14 protein-coding genes are annotated in these 12,587 nt (G+C 63.1%); 10 read left to right on the top strand and 4 right to left on the bottom strand.

Annotated features, from left to right (window positions below; all coding sequences use genetic code 11):
* The first annotated feature begins 86 nt into the window (after nt 1-86).
* The 4 genes from AACG97_RS18185 to greB all read left to right on the top strand — a co-directional run bounded on the left by AACG97_RS18185 (nt 87) and on the right by greB (nt 3,082).
* Complete coding sequence (locus AACG97_RS18185; RefSeq protein ID WP_232555123.1) at nt 87-1,490, top strand: transglycosylase SLT domain-containing protein; 1,404 nt, start codon at nt 87-89, stop codon at nt 1,488-1,490.
* 113 nt (nt 1,491-1,603) lie between these two features.
* Nucleotides 1,604-2,041 carry a DoxX family protein gene (locus tag AACG97_RS18180; RefSeq protein WP_009683838.1) on the top strand — a complete coding sequence of 146 codons (438 nt, stop codon included), beginning with the start codon at nt 1,604-1,606 and terminating at the stop codon, nt 2,039-2,041.
* A gap of 248 nt (nt 2,042-2,289) precedes the next feature.
* Nucleotides 2,290-2,598: a hypothetical protein gene (locus AACG97_RS18175; RefSeq protein ID WP_009683839.1), complete on the top strand. Its 309-nt coding sequence runs from the start codon at nt 2,290-2,292 to the stop codon at nt 2,596-2,598.
* 10 nt (nt 2,599-2,608) lie between these two features.
* Nucleotides 2,609-3,082, top strand: coding sequence for a transcription elongation factor GreB (greB, locus tag AACG97_RS18170; protein ID WP_009683840.1), 474 nt, complete (start codon nt 2,609-2,611; stop codon nt 3,080-3,082).
* 48 nt (nt 3,083-3,130) lie between these two features.
* Here greB and AACG97_RS18165 read toward each other — a convergent pair whose 3' ends face one another.
* Nucleotides 3,131-5,638: an ABC transporter permease gene (locus tag AACG97_RS18165; protein ID WP_225786092.1), complete on the bottom strand. Its 2,508-nt coding sequence runs from the start codon at nt 5,636-5,638 to the stop codon at nt 3,131-3,133.
* Nucleotides 5,638-6,321 carry an ABC transporter ATP-binding protein gene (locus tag AACG97_RS18160; RefSeq protein WP_009683843.1) on the bottom strand — a complete coding sequence of 228 codons (684 nt, stop codon included), beginning with the start codon at nt 6,319-6,321 and terminating at the stop codon, nt 5,638-5,640. The genes AACG97_RS18165 and AACG97_RS18160 overlap by 1 nt, the downstream gene beginning before the upstream one ends.
* A gap of 10 nt (nt 6,322-6,331) precedes the next feature.
* On the opposite strand from AACG97_RS18160, the gene AACG97_RS18155 reads away from it, so the two are divergent.
* The 3 genes from AACG97_RS18155 to AACG97_RS18145 all read left to right on the top strand — a co-directional run bounded on the left by AACG97_RS18155 (nt 6,332) and on the right by AACG97_RS18145 (nt 8,377).
* Nucleotides 6,332-6,937: an arylesterase gene (locus AACG97_RS18155; RefSeq protein ID WP_197885363.1), complete on the top strand. Its 606-nt coding sequence runs from the start codon at nt 6,332-6,334 to the stop codon at nt 6,935-6,937.
* A gap of 58 nt (nt 6,938-6,995) precedes the next feature.
* Complete coding sequence (locus tag AACG97_RS18150; protein ID WP_009683845.1) at nt 6,996-7,286, top strand: hypothetical protein; 291 nt, start codon at nt 6,996-6,998, stop codon at nt 7,284-7,286.
* A 113-nt stretch (nt 7,287-7,399) separates the two neighbouring features.
* Entirely contained in the window at nt 7,400-8,377 is a 978-nt protein-coding gene (locus tag AACG97_RS18145) for a L,D-transpeptidase family protein (protein WP_009683846.1), read from the top strand.
* Nucleotides 8,378-8,506: 129 nt separating this feature from the next.
* Here AACG97_RS18145 and oprI read toward each other — a convergent pair whose 3' ends face one another.
* On the bottom strand, nt 8,507-8,758 hold the full coding sequence (gene oprI, locus AACG97_RS18140) for an outer membrane lipoprotei OprI (RefSeq protein WP_003259780.1): 252 nt from the start codon (nt 8,756-8,758) through the stop codon (nt 8,507-8,509).
* Nucleotides 8,759-9,266: 508 nt separating this feature from the next.
* Between oprI and AACG97_RS18135 the strand changes: the two genes are divergently transcribed.
* Nucleotides 9,267-9,548 carry a GNAT family N-acetyltransferase gene (locus AACG97_RS18135; RefSeq protein ID WP_009683847.1) on the top strand — a complete coding sequence of 94 codons (282 nt, stop codon included), beginning with the start codon at nt 9,267-9,269 and terminating at the stop codon, nt 9,546-9,548.
* Between the two features lie 49 nt (nt 9,549-9,597).
* Here AACG97_RS18135 and AACG97_RS18130 read toward each other — a convergent pair whose 3' ends face one another.
* The gene (locus AACG97_RS18130; RefSeq protein ID WP_009683848.1) at nt 9,598-10,674 is read right to left on the bottom strand and encodes a 3-deoxy-7-phosphoheptulonate synthase; all 1,077 of its coding nucleotides are present in this window, start codon (nt 10,672-10,674) and stop codon (nt 9,598-9,600) included.
* A gap of 232 nt (nt 10,675-10,906) precedes the next feature.
* Between AACG97_RS18130 and AACG97_RS18125 the strand changes: the two genes are divergently transcribed.
* Together AACG97_RS18125 and AACG97_RS18120 are read left to right on the top strand one after the other, a co-directional pair.
* Nucleotides 10,907-11,854: a putative 2-dehydropantoate 2-reductase gene (locus AACG97_RS18125; RefSeq protein ID WP_197885364.1), complete on the top strand. Its 948-nt coding sequence runs from the start codon at nt 10,907-10,909 to the stop codon at nt 11,852-11,854.
* A gap of 125 nt (nt 11,855-11,979) precedes the next feature.
* Complete coding sequence (locus AACG97_RS18120) at nt 11,980-12,477, top strand: universal stress protein (RefSeq protein ID WP_009683850.1); 498 nt, start codon at nt 11,980-11,982, stop codon at nt 12,475-12,477.
* Nucleotides 12,478-12,587: the final 110 nt, after the last annotated feature.

The following is a 12,587-nucleotide window of genomic DNA, read 5'->3' as shown; positions in this document are numbered from 1 at the left end:
CTTCATGCTGTGGCCGGGGTCTTTTGCCGTCATTTGTCACTTGGCGTGCGACCCTGGATGCCGCCCCCGAATGGATCTTTTTGCGCATGCGATTCTGGCTCACTTTCCTGTTGGCGCTCGGGCTGGTCTTGTCCGGGACGGCCCTTGCGCAAACCCAAGGGCCGCAACATAACCCTGCGCCTGCCAAGGTTCGCGACTTGCAGCAGATCCGCAGCAGCAAGGTGCTGCGGGTGCTGGTCAACCAAAGCCGCAATAGCTCGGGCGAGGTCAAGGGCGAACCGGTCGGCATCGAGTATTACCGCCTGCGGGCCCTGGAACACTTCCTCAACGCGCGCAGCGACGATGATCAACAGATCGAGCTGCGGCTCATACCGCGGGCCAAGGAGCAATTGCTCGGCGCCCTGGCGCGTGGCGAGGGCGACCTTGCTGCACCGGGCGAGCTGCTGGACCCAGGCACTGTGCGCGGTGTCAGCAGCAGCGCACCGCTACTCGATCAGGTGCCGCTGACACTGGTCGGGCGCAAAGGCGAGCGCAGCTTCAGCAAGCTCGAGCAGCTGTCAGGGCGAACCGTGGCATTGACCAGTGCCAGCGCGGCGGGCCCATTCATCCAGCAGGCCAACCAGCAATTGGCCCTGCGCAAGCGGCCGCCGATCAAGGTGGAGTGGGTCGACTCGACATTGGCCGTGGAAGATGTGCTGGAGATGGTCCAGGCCGGCATCTACCACCTGACCGTGGTGGAGCAGCCTATTGCCCGGCGTTGGGCGCGGGTGATGCCGCGCCTGCGCCTGCACAGCGGTGTGCGTCTGGGGCCGCCGCAGGCCATGCGCTGGTATGTCGGGCGTGATGCGCCGCAGCTGCTCGCTGCAGTCGATCGCTTCCTCAAGGGTTACCGGGCGCCAGACAACCAGGATGCCGCGTTCGAGCGGATTTACCGCCGCCAGTATCGGGTGCACAACCCGTTGGCCAGCAAGGACCGCCGGCGTCTGGCAGCGCTGCGGGCCGTGTTGCAGAAGCATGGGCAGGCGCAACAGATCGACTGGCTGAACCTGGCGGCGCTGGCGTTCAAGGAGTCGACACTGAACCCGGCCGCACGCGGCAGCGGTGGCGCCCATGGGCTGATGCAGATCACCCCGGCAGCAGCCCAGCGTGTGGGGGTGAGCAACACGGCCACGGTAGACGGCAACGTGCTGGCCAGCGCGCGCTACCTGGCGCTGATCCGCCGCACGTTTTTCGCCAGCCCCAAAATCAACGAGCGCGAGCGCATGGCGTTCGTGCTTGCTGCCTACAACCTTGGCCCCGAACGCGTTCAAGCCATGCGCGCCGAAGCTCGCCGACGCGGGCTCAATGGCAACCAATGGTTCTTCCAGACCGAGCGTATTGCCATGGAGCAGGTGGGCATGGGGCCGGTGAACTTCGTCAACAGTGTCAACAAGTACTACCTGGCATTCAACCGCGAACGTGCAGCGCTTGAACGTGTAGCCAAGCGATGAAGTATCGATTTATTAGATAACAATGCTGGGTTTTTTGCGATTTTAATATCTTAGAAACTGATTAAGATGGCGTCCATCTCAACATAACTGCATCGCCTCAAGGACGCTTCGCCATGAACAACAACACGCTCAATGCCCTGTTTTCCACCCGTGCCGGCGCTGGCCTGAGCATTATCCGCATACTGGTCGGCATCATCTTCATGGCGCATGGTGCGCAAAAGCTGTTCGGCATGTTTGGCGGCTATGGCCTGGAAGGCACCGGCCAGTGGATGGAAAGCATCGGCCTGGCGCCGGGTTATCTGATGGCCCTGTTGTCCGGTAGTGCCGAGTTCTTCGGCGGGTTGGCCCTGGTGCTGGGGCTGCTGGCGCGCCCGGCGGCGCTGGCACTGAGCGTGACCCTGATCGTGGCGATTTTCTCGGTGCACATTGGCAATGGCTTGTTCATGTCCAACAACGGCTACGAGTTTGCCCTGGCGCTGCTCGCCGGTACCGTTGCCGTGATGATCGAAGGTGCCGGGCGCTTCTCGCTGGACCGCCTGATCGCCCGCTGACCCTTTGCAAGCTGTGAGCGACAAGCCGCAAGCAAGGGCGGGCCTTTCCTCGGCCTGCTTCTGCTTGCGGCTTGTCGCTTGCAACTTGAAGCTCATCGCTCTAGCATACCGCCTGCGCCGATTTAAACAGCTACTTGCGGGGCGCAGGAAAGCCCCTTGTGCGGCTCGTCCGAAATACCGCTAAAGCGCTGGTTCGGTGACGCCTCCCACCGCTGCCCAGCGGGATTCGCGAGGCGGAGAGAAGCACCATGAGTTGCCCACGTACCAGTGTCTGTTTGAGCCCTTTGCCTGCACACCAGGCATCCCGCACGCCGCGCATCCTGCTCGGCGGCCAGCATCAGCCCACTCTTTTGCGTCACCTCGAAGGCCTGTCCCGGCGCAAGGGCCAGGCACGCGCATTCCTGATCCAGTTCGCCGATGACGCCTGCAATCTTGCGCAGTATGGGCAGGACCGTTTCGACCTTGCGGTCATTCAGTCGCCCGGCCCGCAGGACGCTGCCGAGGTCATCGGCCACCTCACCCGTATCGCGCGCCAGGGCCTGATCACCCGCCGCTGAGGAGCGCCTGTTGAGCACCAACATCATCACCAGCGAAGGCCACGCGGCGCTGAAGAAAGAGCTGGACCACCTGTGGCGGGTCTATCGCCCCGAGATCACCCAGAAGGTCGCCTGGGCGGCGTCGCTGGGGGACCGTAGCGAGAATGCCGACTACCAGTACAACAAGAAGCTGCTGCGCGAGATCGACCGCCGGGTGCGGTATTTGCGCAAGCGTCTTGAGGACGTGAAGGTGGTGGCCTACTCGCCCGAGCAGGAAGGCAAGGTGTTTTTCGGCGCCTGGGTCGAGATCGAGAACGACGACGGCGAGACCATGAAGTTTCGCATCGTGGGTTATGACGAAATCTACGGCCGCAATGACTACATCTCGATCGACTCACCCATGGCCCGCGCCTTGCTGAAGAAGCAGGAGGGTGACGAGGTGCTGGTACACACACCTACCGGTGAAGCCACGTGGTATGTGAACAGCATCAGCTACGGCCAGTGAATTGCGGCTGCATGTGCCGGCCCGCATGCCGGGCCGGCACGTGCAGCCTCAAGTGTCCCGCAGTACCGCCAAAGGGCTGGCATTGAGCGCCCGCCGCGTGCCTATAACCCCCGCGCCGCCTACCAGCAAAGCCCCTGTCAATGGCAGCAACAGCAACCAGGGGTGCGGCCCCCACTGCAGACTGAAGGCATAGCGGTAAAGCACCAGGGTGATCAGTTCGCAACCCACGGCCGCCAACAACCCGCTGGCTGCCCCGAGCAGGCCGAACTCGATCCGCCGTGCCCTGACCAGCAGCGGCCTGGGCGCGCCCAGTGCACGCAGCAGGGCGCCTTGGCGAATGCGCTCATCCAACGTTGCCTGCAAACCGGCGAACAGCACCGCCAGCCCTGCCGCCAGCACGAACAGCAGCACATATTCCACGGCCAGGGTCACCTGGGCGAGGATGCTGCGCAGTTGGTCGAGCAGGGCATCGACCTGCAGGATGGTCACTGCCGGGAACGCACGTGACAGGGTCACCACGTCCAGGTCGTGCCCCGGCGCCAGGTAGAAGCTGGTCAGGTAGGTGGTCGGCAGGCCTTGCAGGGTGCCGGGTTGGAAGATCATGTAGAAGTTGGGCTGGAAGCTGTCCCAATGCACACTGCGCAAGCTGCTGACCCTGGCTTGGCGCTGTTGGCCGCCGATATCGAACGTCAGCAGGTCGCCAGTCTGAAGCTTCAGGCTCTTGGCCAGCTCTGCCTCCACCGATACCCCGGGGATTTCGTGTTCGCCGGGCAATGCTTGCCACCAGCTCCCGGCTGTCAACGCATTGCCTTCGGGCAGTTCGGCGGCCCAGGTCAGGCTGAGGTCGCGCTGCACGGCGCGCTCGCCTGCCGAATCCTTGCTGACGATCTGCTGCACCGGTTGTTGGTTGATCTGCACCAGCCGCCCCGGTGTCACCGGGTATAGTGGGGCCGCGACGGCGTTGACCTGCTGCAGGTGCTGAGCGAACGGCTCGCGGTCGTCTGGCAGGATATTCAGGGCGAAATAGTTGGGCGCATCCTTGGGTAGCTGGGCCTGCCAGGTGTCGAGCAATTCCGCCCGCAGCAGGGCGACCAGGGCCATGGCCAGCAGGATCAGGCCGAACGCCAACGCCTGGCCAGCGGCGGCCATGGGGTGGCGCAGCAACTGGCCCAACCCCAGGCGCCAGGTCAGCGGGGCGCCGGCCAGCAAGCGGCGCAGGCTGCGCAAGCCGAGCAGCAGCAGGCCACCGAGCAACAGCGCAGCAACCAGGCCGCCAGCCAGCAGGGCGAAGGTCAGCAGCAGGTCCAGGCTTAGCCGCCACATGATCAGGCCTAGCGCGAACAGGGCTGCACCGTAAACCAGCCAACTGCTGGGCGGTATCGGCAACAGGTCGCGGCGCAGTACGCGCAATGGCGGCACCTGGCCCAGCGCCGCGATCGGTGGCAGGGCAAAGCCGGCCAGTGCTACCAGCCCTGTGGCGATGCCGGCCAGGGCCGGTAGTACGCCCCCGGCTGGGACCACGCTGGGAAGCAGGCCGTGCAGTACGCGGAACAGGCCCAGCTGGGCAAGCCAGCCCAGCAGCGCGCCGGCCAGCGCCGCTACTACGCCGAGCATGGCCAGTTGCAGGCAGTACAGGCCAAGGGCCTGCCGGCGCGACAGGCCCAGGCAACGCAGCAGGGCACTGGCGTCCAGGCGCCGTGCAGCGTAGCGGCTGGCCGACAAGGCTACGGCCACGCCGGCCAGCAACACTGCCACCAGGCTGGCCATGTTCAGGTAGCGTTCTGCCTTGCCCAGGGCGCCGCCGATCTGCTGGTTGCCATCGCGGGTATCGCGCAGGCGCTGGTTGGCGGCCAGGCTTTTCTCAATTGCCTGGCGGTACTGCGCCAGTGCTTCGCTATCGCCACGCCACAGGTCGCGGTAGGTAACCCGGCTGCCGGGCTGGATCACCCCGGTCGCCTGCAGGTCGGCCAGGTTGATCATCACCCGCGGCGTGAGGCTGTAGAAGTTGTTGGCGCGGTCCGGCTCATAGGTCAGTACCCGGCTCATGCGCAGGGTTTTCATGCCGACGTCGATGCTGTCGCCTATCGACAGCCCCAAGGCCGCCAACAGGCGCGGTTCCACCCATGCTTCACCGGGCGCCGGCCCGCCACCCGGGCGTTCAGCACCATATGGGGCCGCGGCGCTGCGCAGCTGCCCACGCAGGGGGTAGGCGCTGTCGGCCGCTTTCACGCTGGACAGCTGGATACCGCTATCGCCGCCGACCACACTGGTGAACTCGACCACCTGAGCGTGGCGCAAGCCCAGTGCCTGGCCGGCCGCGAGTTGTTGTTCTCGGGCCGGGGCGCTGCCTTGCAACACCAGGTCGGCGCCAAGGAATTCGCTGGCGCGCAGTTGCATGGCGCCGTTCAGGCGGGCACCGAAATAGCCGATGGCGGTGCTGGCTGCCACCGCTACCAGCAGGGCGAAGAACAACACCCGCACTTCGCTGGCACGAAGGTCGCGGAGCAACTGGCGTAGGGCCAGGCCGCACAGGCGGGACAGCGGCATGTGTTTCATCAGGCCTCCACCGCTGCCACCAGGCGGCCTGCGTCCAGCCGGATCTGGCGGCGGCAGCGGCGGGCCAGGCGTTCGTCATGGGTAACCAGCACCAGCGTGGTGCCACGCTCCTGGTTCAGCTCGAACAGCAGGTCGCTGATACGCTCGCCGGTGTGGCTGTCCAGGTTGCCGGTGGGTTCATCGGCGAACAACACGGCAGGGTGCGCGGCGAAGGCGCGGGCGATGGCCACCCGTTGTTGCTCGCCCCCGGACAGCTGGCGTGGCGTGTGGCTGAGGCGCGCGCCAAGGCCGACCCGTTCAAGCAAGGTGCGTGCTTGTTCGCGGGCATCGCTGCGCCCGTCAAGCTCCAGCGGCAGCATGACATTCTCCAGGGCGTTGAGGCTGTCCAGCAGTTGGAACGACTGGAACACGAAGCCGACGTGTTCGGCGCGCACCCGGGCGCGCTGGTCTTCATCCAGCGGCCCGAGGTCGTGCCCGGCAAGTATCACCTTGCCAGCGCTGGGTTGGTCCAGGCCGGCGAGCAGGCCAAGCAGCGTCGACTTGCCCGAGCCCGAAGCGCCGACGATGGCCAGGCTGTCACCCCGGGCCAGGTCGAGGGACAGGGCGTGCAGGATGGCGAGGTCACCTTCCGCACTGGGGACCACTTTGCTAAGGTTCTGCGCAACGAGAATGCTGGGGCCCATGGAGAATCCGATGCGAATAAGGTGGCTGAGTGCCGGTCTGGCCCTGTATTGCCTGGCCCAGAGCGCGGCGGCGGGAACGTTGCTGGTGGTTGGCGATAGTATCAGCGCCGGTTTTGGCCTGGATAGCCGCCAGGGGTGGGTCTCTCTGTTGCAGACCCGGCTGGAGAAGGAAGGTTTCGACGCCAAGGTGGTCAACGCGTCGATCAGTGGCGACACCAGTGCGGGTGGCCAGGCGCGCTTGCCCGCGCTGCTTGCAGCGCATAAGCCCAGCCTGGTGGTACTGGAGCTGGGCGGCAACGATGGCCTGCGCGGGCAGCCGCCTGCGCAATTGCAACAAAATCTTGCTTCGATGATCGAGCGCTCGCGGCAGGCTGGCGCCAAAGTGGTGCTGCTGGGCATGCGCCTGCCGCCCAATTACGGTGTGCGCTACACCCGTGCGTTTGCCAACGTGTATGAGCAGTTGGCGGCGGACAAAAAGGTCCCGCTGGTGCCGTTTTTCCTTGAAGGGGTAGGGGGTGTGCCAGATTTGATGCAGGCTGATGGCATTCATCCGGCCCAGGGTGCCCAGCAGCGCTTGCTGGAAAATGCCTGGCCGGCGATAAAACCCTTGCTGTGATGCTTTAAACGGGGGCAGCTTTCGGCTAATGTTGCGCCCCCCGTTTCGAGTGCCACCGATGCCGCGCCCCGCCTGGTCCCTGTACGCCTACCAATTGATCGAGCCCGATGAGCAGCTTGACCTGTTTGCCTGCCAGGAGGTCCGCGTGCACCTGGTGGCCCGGCAGCTCGAGTTGGGTGTGCCGGTAGACCGTACCTTGTGCGGTGGGCTGCTGCCCGCGCAACCGCGCTGGTCGGGGGTGCCGCGCTCGATCTATCGCGATGGCCGCCTGTGCGAGCTGTGCCGGGCCATCCTCGATGCCCAGCGGCGGGGCATGCGCCCGGTGTGGCCTGAGCTGCACGGCAGCTGAACGACTCGCACCTTTCATCATCTGAAACGCTTGCCGCTCAGCAATGCCTCCCGCTGGCACCAGTGCAGGTGTACAATCGATCCTCTTGACCCACCTTTCGAAGGATTTACCGGATGTTGCCGCGCTTTCCTGCCGTCACCCGTAGCCTGTCCCTGGCCGCCCTGCTGGTAGCAGGCCCCGCTGCTGCGCTGGAGCTGCCACTGCCACCTCCTGGTGAAGACATCGTCGGCCAGGTGCATGTGATCAAGGCCAAGTACGAGGACACCTTCGCCGATATCGGCACCGCCAACGACCTCGGCTACCTGGAAATGATCGCTGCCAACCCGGGTGTGGACCCGTGGTTGCCGGGCGCCGGCACCGAGATCATCCTGCCCACCCGCTACATCCTGCCACCGGGCCCGCGCGAAGGCGTGGTCATCAACCTGGCCGAGTACCGGTTGTACTACTATCCGAAAGGTCAAAACGTGGTGTACACCTTCCCGCTCGGTATCGGTCGTGAAGGCTGGGGTTCGCCGATCGCCAACACCAAGATCATCGCCAAGACGCCGAACCCGACCTGGACCCCGCCCGCATCCATCCGCAAAGAGCACGCGGCAGACGGCGATATCCTGCCTGCGGTGGTGCCGGCAGGCCCGGACAACCCACTGGGGCCATTCAAGTTCACCTTGGGCGTGCCGGGCTACCTGATCCACGGTTCGAACAAGAAGTTCGGTATCGGCATGCGCACCAGCCACGGTTGCTTCCGCATGCTCAACAACAACGTGTTGGAACTGTCCAAGCTGGTGCCGGTGGGTACGCCGGTGCGCATCATCAACGAGCCTTACAAGTTTGGTATCAGTGGCGGCAAGGTGTACCTCGAGGCACACACCCCGCTGGATGACCAGGGCAATCCGTCGGTAGTCGACAAGCATACCGCTGTCATCAATGCCTTGCTCAAGCGCGAAGACCTGGCCAACAACCTGCGCATGAACTGGGACATGGTGCGTGATGTGGTGGCTGCAGAAGATGGCATGCCGGTAGAAATTGCCGTACCGGTCGAAAACCAGGCAGGCGCACCGGTGGTTTCCAGCATTCCCCCAGAACTGCAGTAAGGTAGTGGCGATACAGGGAGGCCCGCCTTTGTGCGGGCCTTTTCGTAACAGTTGGAAGGCGCGGCAACGAGCAGGCAAAAAAAAGCCGACCCACAAGTGGGTCGGCTTCTTAACAATCCGTAAGGATTATTACTTGCGGCTGGCTTTGTCCAGCATACGCAGAGCGCGCTCGTTGGCTTCGTCAGCGGTCTGCTGAGCCTTCTGAGCGGCTGCCAGTGCGTCGTCAGCCTTACGGTAGGCTTCATCGGCACGGGCTTGAGCGCGAGCTGCTGCGTCTTCAGTAGCAGTCAGACGAGCTTCAGTTTCTTTGGAGACGCTGCTGCAACCGGTAGCCAGAACTGCGGCCAGAGCCAGAGCAGAGAATTTCAGAACGTTGTTCATCGTGTTCCCCTTCAAGGACTTTCTATTAAATAGCCATCTCTCGGAAAAGAGAAACTGGCCGGCGTACATAGTACTCATTACTTGTAGTAAGTAAACTGACTGAGCGCAAGAACTGCAAAAAAAATGTTGCTTGACGTGGCCCCGGCACGCTGTGCGAGCTGGGCGTGATCAACAACCTGTCGTGCCCGCAAGCAAGTGTAGTACAGGAACTTTTTTGTTGAACTAAGGGTGACTTGCACGGTCTTTCGGCGTCTTAAAGCCTAAAGCATCCGGCGGCTGCAGGGGCTACGGCATTAAGTGAAGAGGGTAGCGCCAAGCCCTTTTTAACTGTCGAAACCTTGAGTAAATCCGCATGCCGCGCCTACTATCTTGTGAGCGCCAGAAGACTCGAACGATTGCAATCGTCCAGCGGTCGTATGGGCAACAGGTGGCGTAGAGCATTCTGTGCCGGATTAAACCACCATCGGTTAAGGGAAGGGTCTACCTGAAAGACCTGCGAGGAGTAGTGATGAGCGAATCGTTGACCATCCACCATGACCAGGCCGGTCATCAGTTCGAGACCACCGTGGACGGTCATCGTGCCTACCTGACGTACATGGACCTGGGCAAGCAAACGCTGGATATCTATCGCACCTTCGTGCCTAACGCCCTGCGCGGCCGTGGCATCGCCGCCGCGCTGACCGAGCAGGCCCTGGCTTATGCCGAGCAGATGGGCTACACGGTGATACCGTCGTGCTCATACGTGGAGCGCTACATGGAGCGCCAGCAGCGGCACTCCACCAAGGCCTGAGCCAGGCCATGAGAGCGGGCCATGGTGAGCCCGCTCAGTAGGGCGTCAATCAGCCACGCTTGCGCTGCGGCAATACATCTTTGAGCTTGGCACGCATGCTGCGCAGCGTTTTTTCGGTTGCCGACCAGTCGATGCAGGCATCGGTAACCGACACGCCGTATTGCAGGTCTTCCAGGTTCTTCGGAATCGACTGGCAGCCCCAGTTCAGGTGGCTTTCGACCATCAGGCCGATGATCGACTGGTTGCCTTCGAGAATCTGGTTGGCGACGTTCTCCATCACCAGTGGTTGCAGGGCCGGGTCCTTGTTGGAGTTGGCGTGGCTGCAGTCGACCATGATGTTTGCCTTGATCTTGGCCTTGGCAAGGTCTTGCTCGCACAGCGCAACGCTGACCGAATCGTAGTTGGGTTTGCCATTACCGCCGCGCAGTACCACGTGGCCGTATGGGTTGCCCTTGGTGGTGACGATCGACACGCCGCCTTCCTGGTTGATACCCAGGAAGCGATGTGGCTTGGACACCGACTGCAAGGCGTTGATGGCGACGGTCAGGCCGCCATCGGTGCCGTTCTTGAAACCTACCGCCGATGACAGCCCCGAGGCCATCTCGCGGTGGGTTTGCGATTCGGTGGTACGGGCGCCGATAGCCGACCAACTGATCAGGTCCTGCAGGTATTGCGGGGAGATAGGGTCCAGCGCTTCGGTCGCGGTCGGCAGGCCCATTTCCGCCAAATCCAGCAGCAGCTTGCGGCCGATGTGCAGGCCGTCCTGGATCTTGAACGAGTCATCCAGGTACGGGTCGTTGATCAGGCCTTTCCAACCGACCGTGGTGCGCGGCTTTTCAAAGTACACGCGCATGACCAGGTACAGGGTGTCGGACACCTCTGCGGCCAGTACTTTCAGGCGCTCGGCATATTCGTGAGCGGCCTTGATATCGTGGATGGAGCAAGGGCCGACCACGACGAACAGGCGATGGTCCTTGCCGTCGAGAATATTGCGCACCACTTCACGGCCGGCAGTCACGGTCTGCAGGGCCTTGGCGCTGAGGGGGATTTCCTTCTTGAGCTGATCAGGGGTGATCAGGGTCTCGTTGGAGGCAACGTTCAAGTCATCGATCGGTAAATCAGCCATCGTGTTACTCGTCAGGTCACGGGTGCCGGCCGCCAACAATCCCCGTGCGGCCCAGCAGCAAGAATAATCGCAACGGGGAGCCGAACCTTAGCGCGTTACAAGGGGCGGGACAATGGGCTGAGCCCAGTCATTGTGGGGTTTTTACCTGTACCAAGGGTTGAAGCGCGAATGGCCTGCCCAGCGTTGCCCAACCGGTGTAAAAAGAACGCCTACCTGTTAGCTGGAGATTGGCATGCATTCGCGCGCACTACGTATTGGCATCATTGGCAGTGGCGCCATTGGCGGCTTCTATGGGTTGATGCTGGCCAAGGCCGGTTTCGATGTGCATTTTCTGCTGCGTAGCGAGTACCCGGCGGTATGTGAGCATGGCCTGAGCCTGGACAGTGCCGAGCACGGCACGCTGCACATGAAGGTGCAAGCCTATACCAGGGCCGCCGATATGCCGCCCTGTGACTGGTTGTTGATCGGGGCCAAGGCGACCAGCAACGGCCACCTGGCCCCGTTGATCGTGCAGGCTGCCGCACCGGGTGCCAAGGTGGTGCTGTTGCAGAACGGCCTGGGGGTCGAGGAGCAGCTGCGCCCGGCACTGCGCAGCGACATGCACCTGCTGGGCGGGCTGTGCTTCATCTGTGTCAACCGGCAGGGGCCAGGCGTGATCCGGCATCAGGCCTTGGGTACCGTGAACCTGGGGTACCACAGCGGGCCTGCCAGCGATGGTGGTACGGCGCTGGTCAGTGAGGGCACAGGCTTGTTCCAGGCGGCGGGCATCGACTCGCACGCCATGCCGAACCTGGCGCTGGCGCGCTGGCAGAAACTGGTGTGGAACGTGCCTTACAACGGCCTCTCGGTATTGCTGGGTGCCAGCACCACTGCATTGATGGGCAACACCGCCAGCCGTGAACTGGTCCTGGCGCTGATGGCAGAAGTTGTGCAGGGTGCCGCAGCATGCGGCCATTTGCTGCCGGAAGGCTACGCCCAACACCTGTTCCAGGTCACCGAGCGCATGCCTGATTACTGGCCCAGCATGTACCACGACCATGCACACAAGCGCCCATTGGAGTTGCAGGCCATTTATGCCGAGCCACTGGCGCAGGCGCGGGCGGCTGGCTGCCGCTTGCCGCGCATGGAAATGCTCTACCAGGCGCTGTTGTTCATCGACCAGCACCAAGGCCGGGTCTAAGCGTTCGAGGGGGGATTCCCAGCCCGATACAGCTCACCCGTGCAGCGCGCCGGACGGCGAAGCGTGCCTCTGCCGCGCTGCTAAGCTGAAGCTTGATCTGCCGCAGCGGCAGTCCAGGAGGTCGAATGATCCGCTCCATGCTGTACGCCACCGACCTCGGTGTCTATGCCCCGTTTGTCATGCAACATGCGCTGGCGCTGGCGCGGACATTCGGGGCTGAGTTGTACGTGATCCATGCGGTCGAGCCCATGGGCCAGTTCGCTGAATCTCTCCTGCAAAGCTACCTCGACGAGCAAACGCTCGACCAGTTGCACAGCCAGGGGGTGAATACGGTAATGGCCAATATAGAGCAGCGCGTGCTGGAGAACTTTCGCGATGAGCTGGGCGAGGAGGCCGACCTAGCTGTCATCAAGGCCGTACGGGTTCGCCAGGGCGACCCGGCGCAGGTCATTCTGGATCAGGCGCAACGGCTCAGTGTCGACCTGCTGATTTTTGGTAGCCACAGTGCCGGTGCCGGGGTGGATGTGCCAATCGGCCGTACGGCGGTGCGGCTGCTGCAACTGTCGCCGGTCCCGGTCTACATGGTGCCGTTGGCGCAGCATTTGGGGCGTAGGAAAACGTGAGCGCGGCTGTAGGGCATATCCTCAGCATGTAACAAAATTGTTCTAGATTTATTTCCGGAACCACTAATATAGTTATATATCGTCGCTGCTTGCCGCCGCTGACTCATCGC

This window comes from Pseudomonas sp. Nvir, from assembly GCF_963778085.1.
GTDB lineage: Bacteria > Pseudomonadota > Gammaproteobacteria > Pseudomonadales > Pseudomonadaceae > Aquipseudomonas > Aquipseudomonas juntendi.
This window is presented reverse-complemented; position numbering and strand designations above follow the sequence as displayed.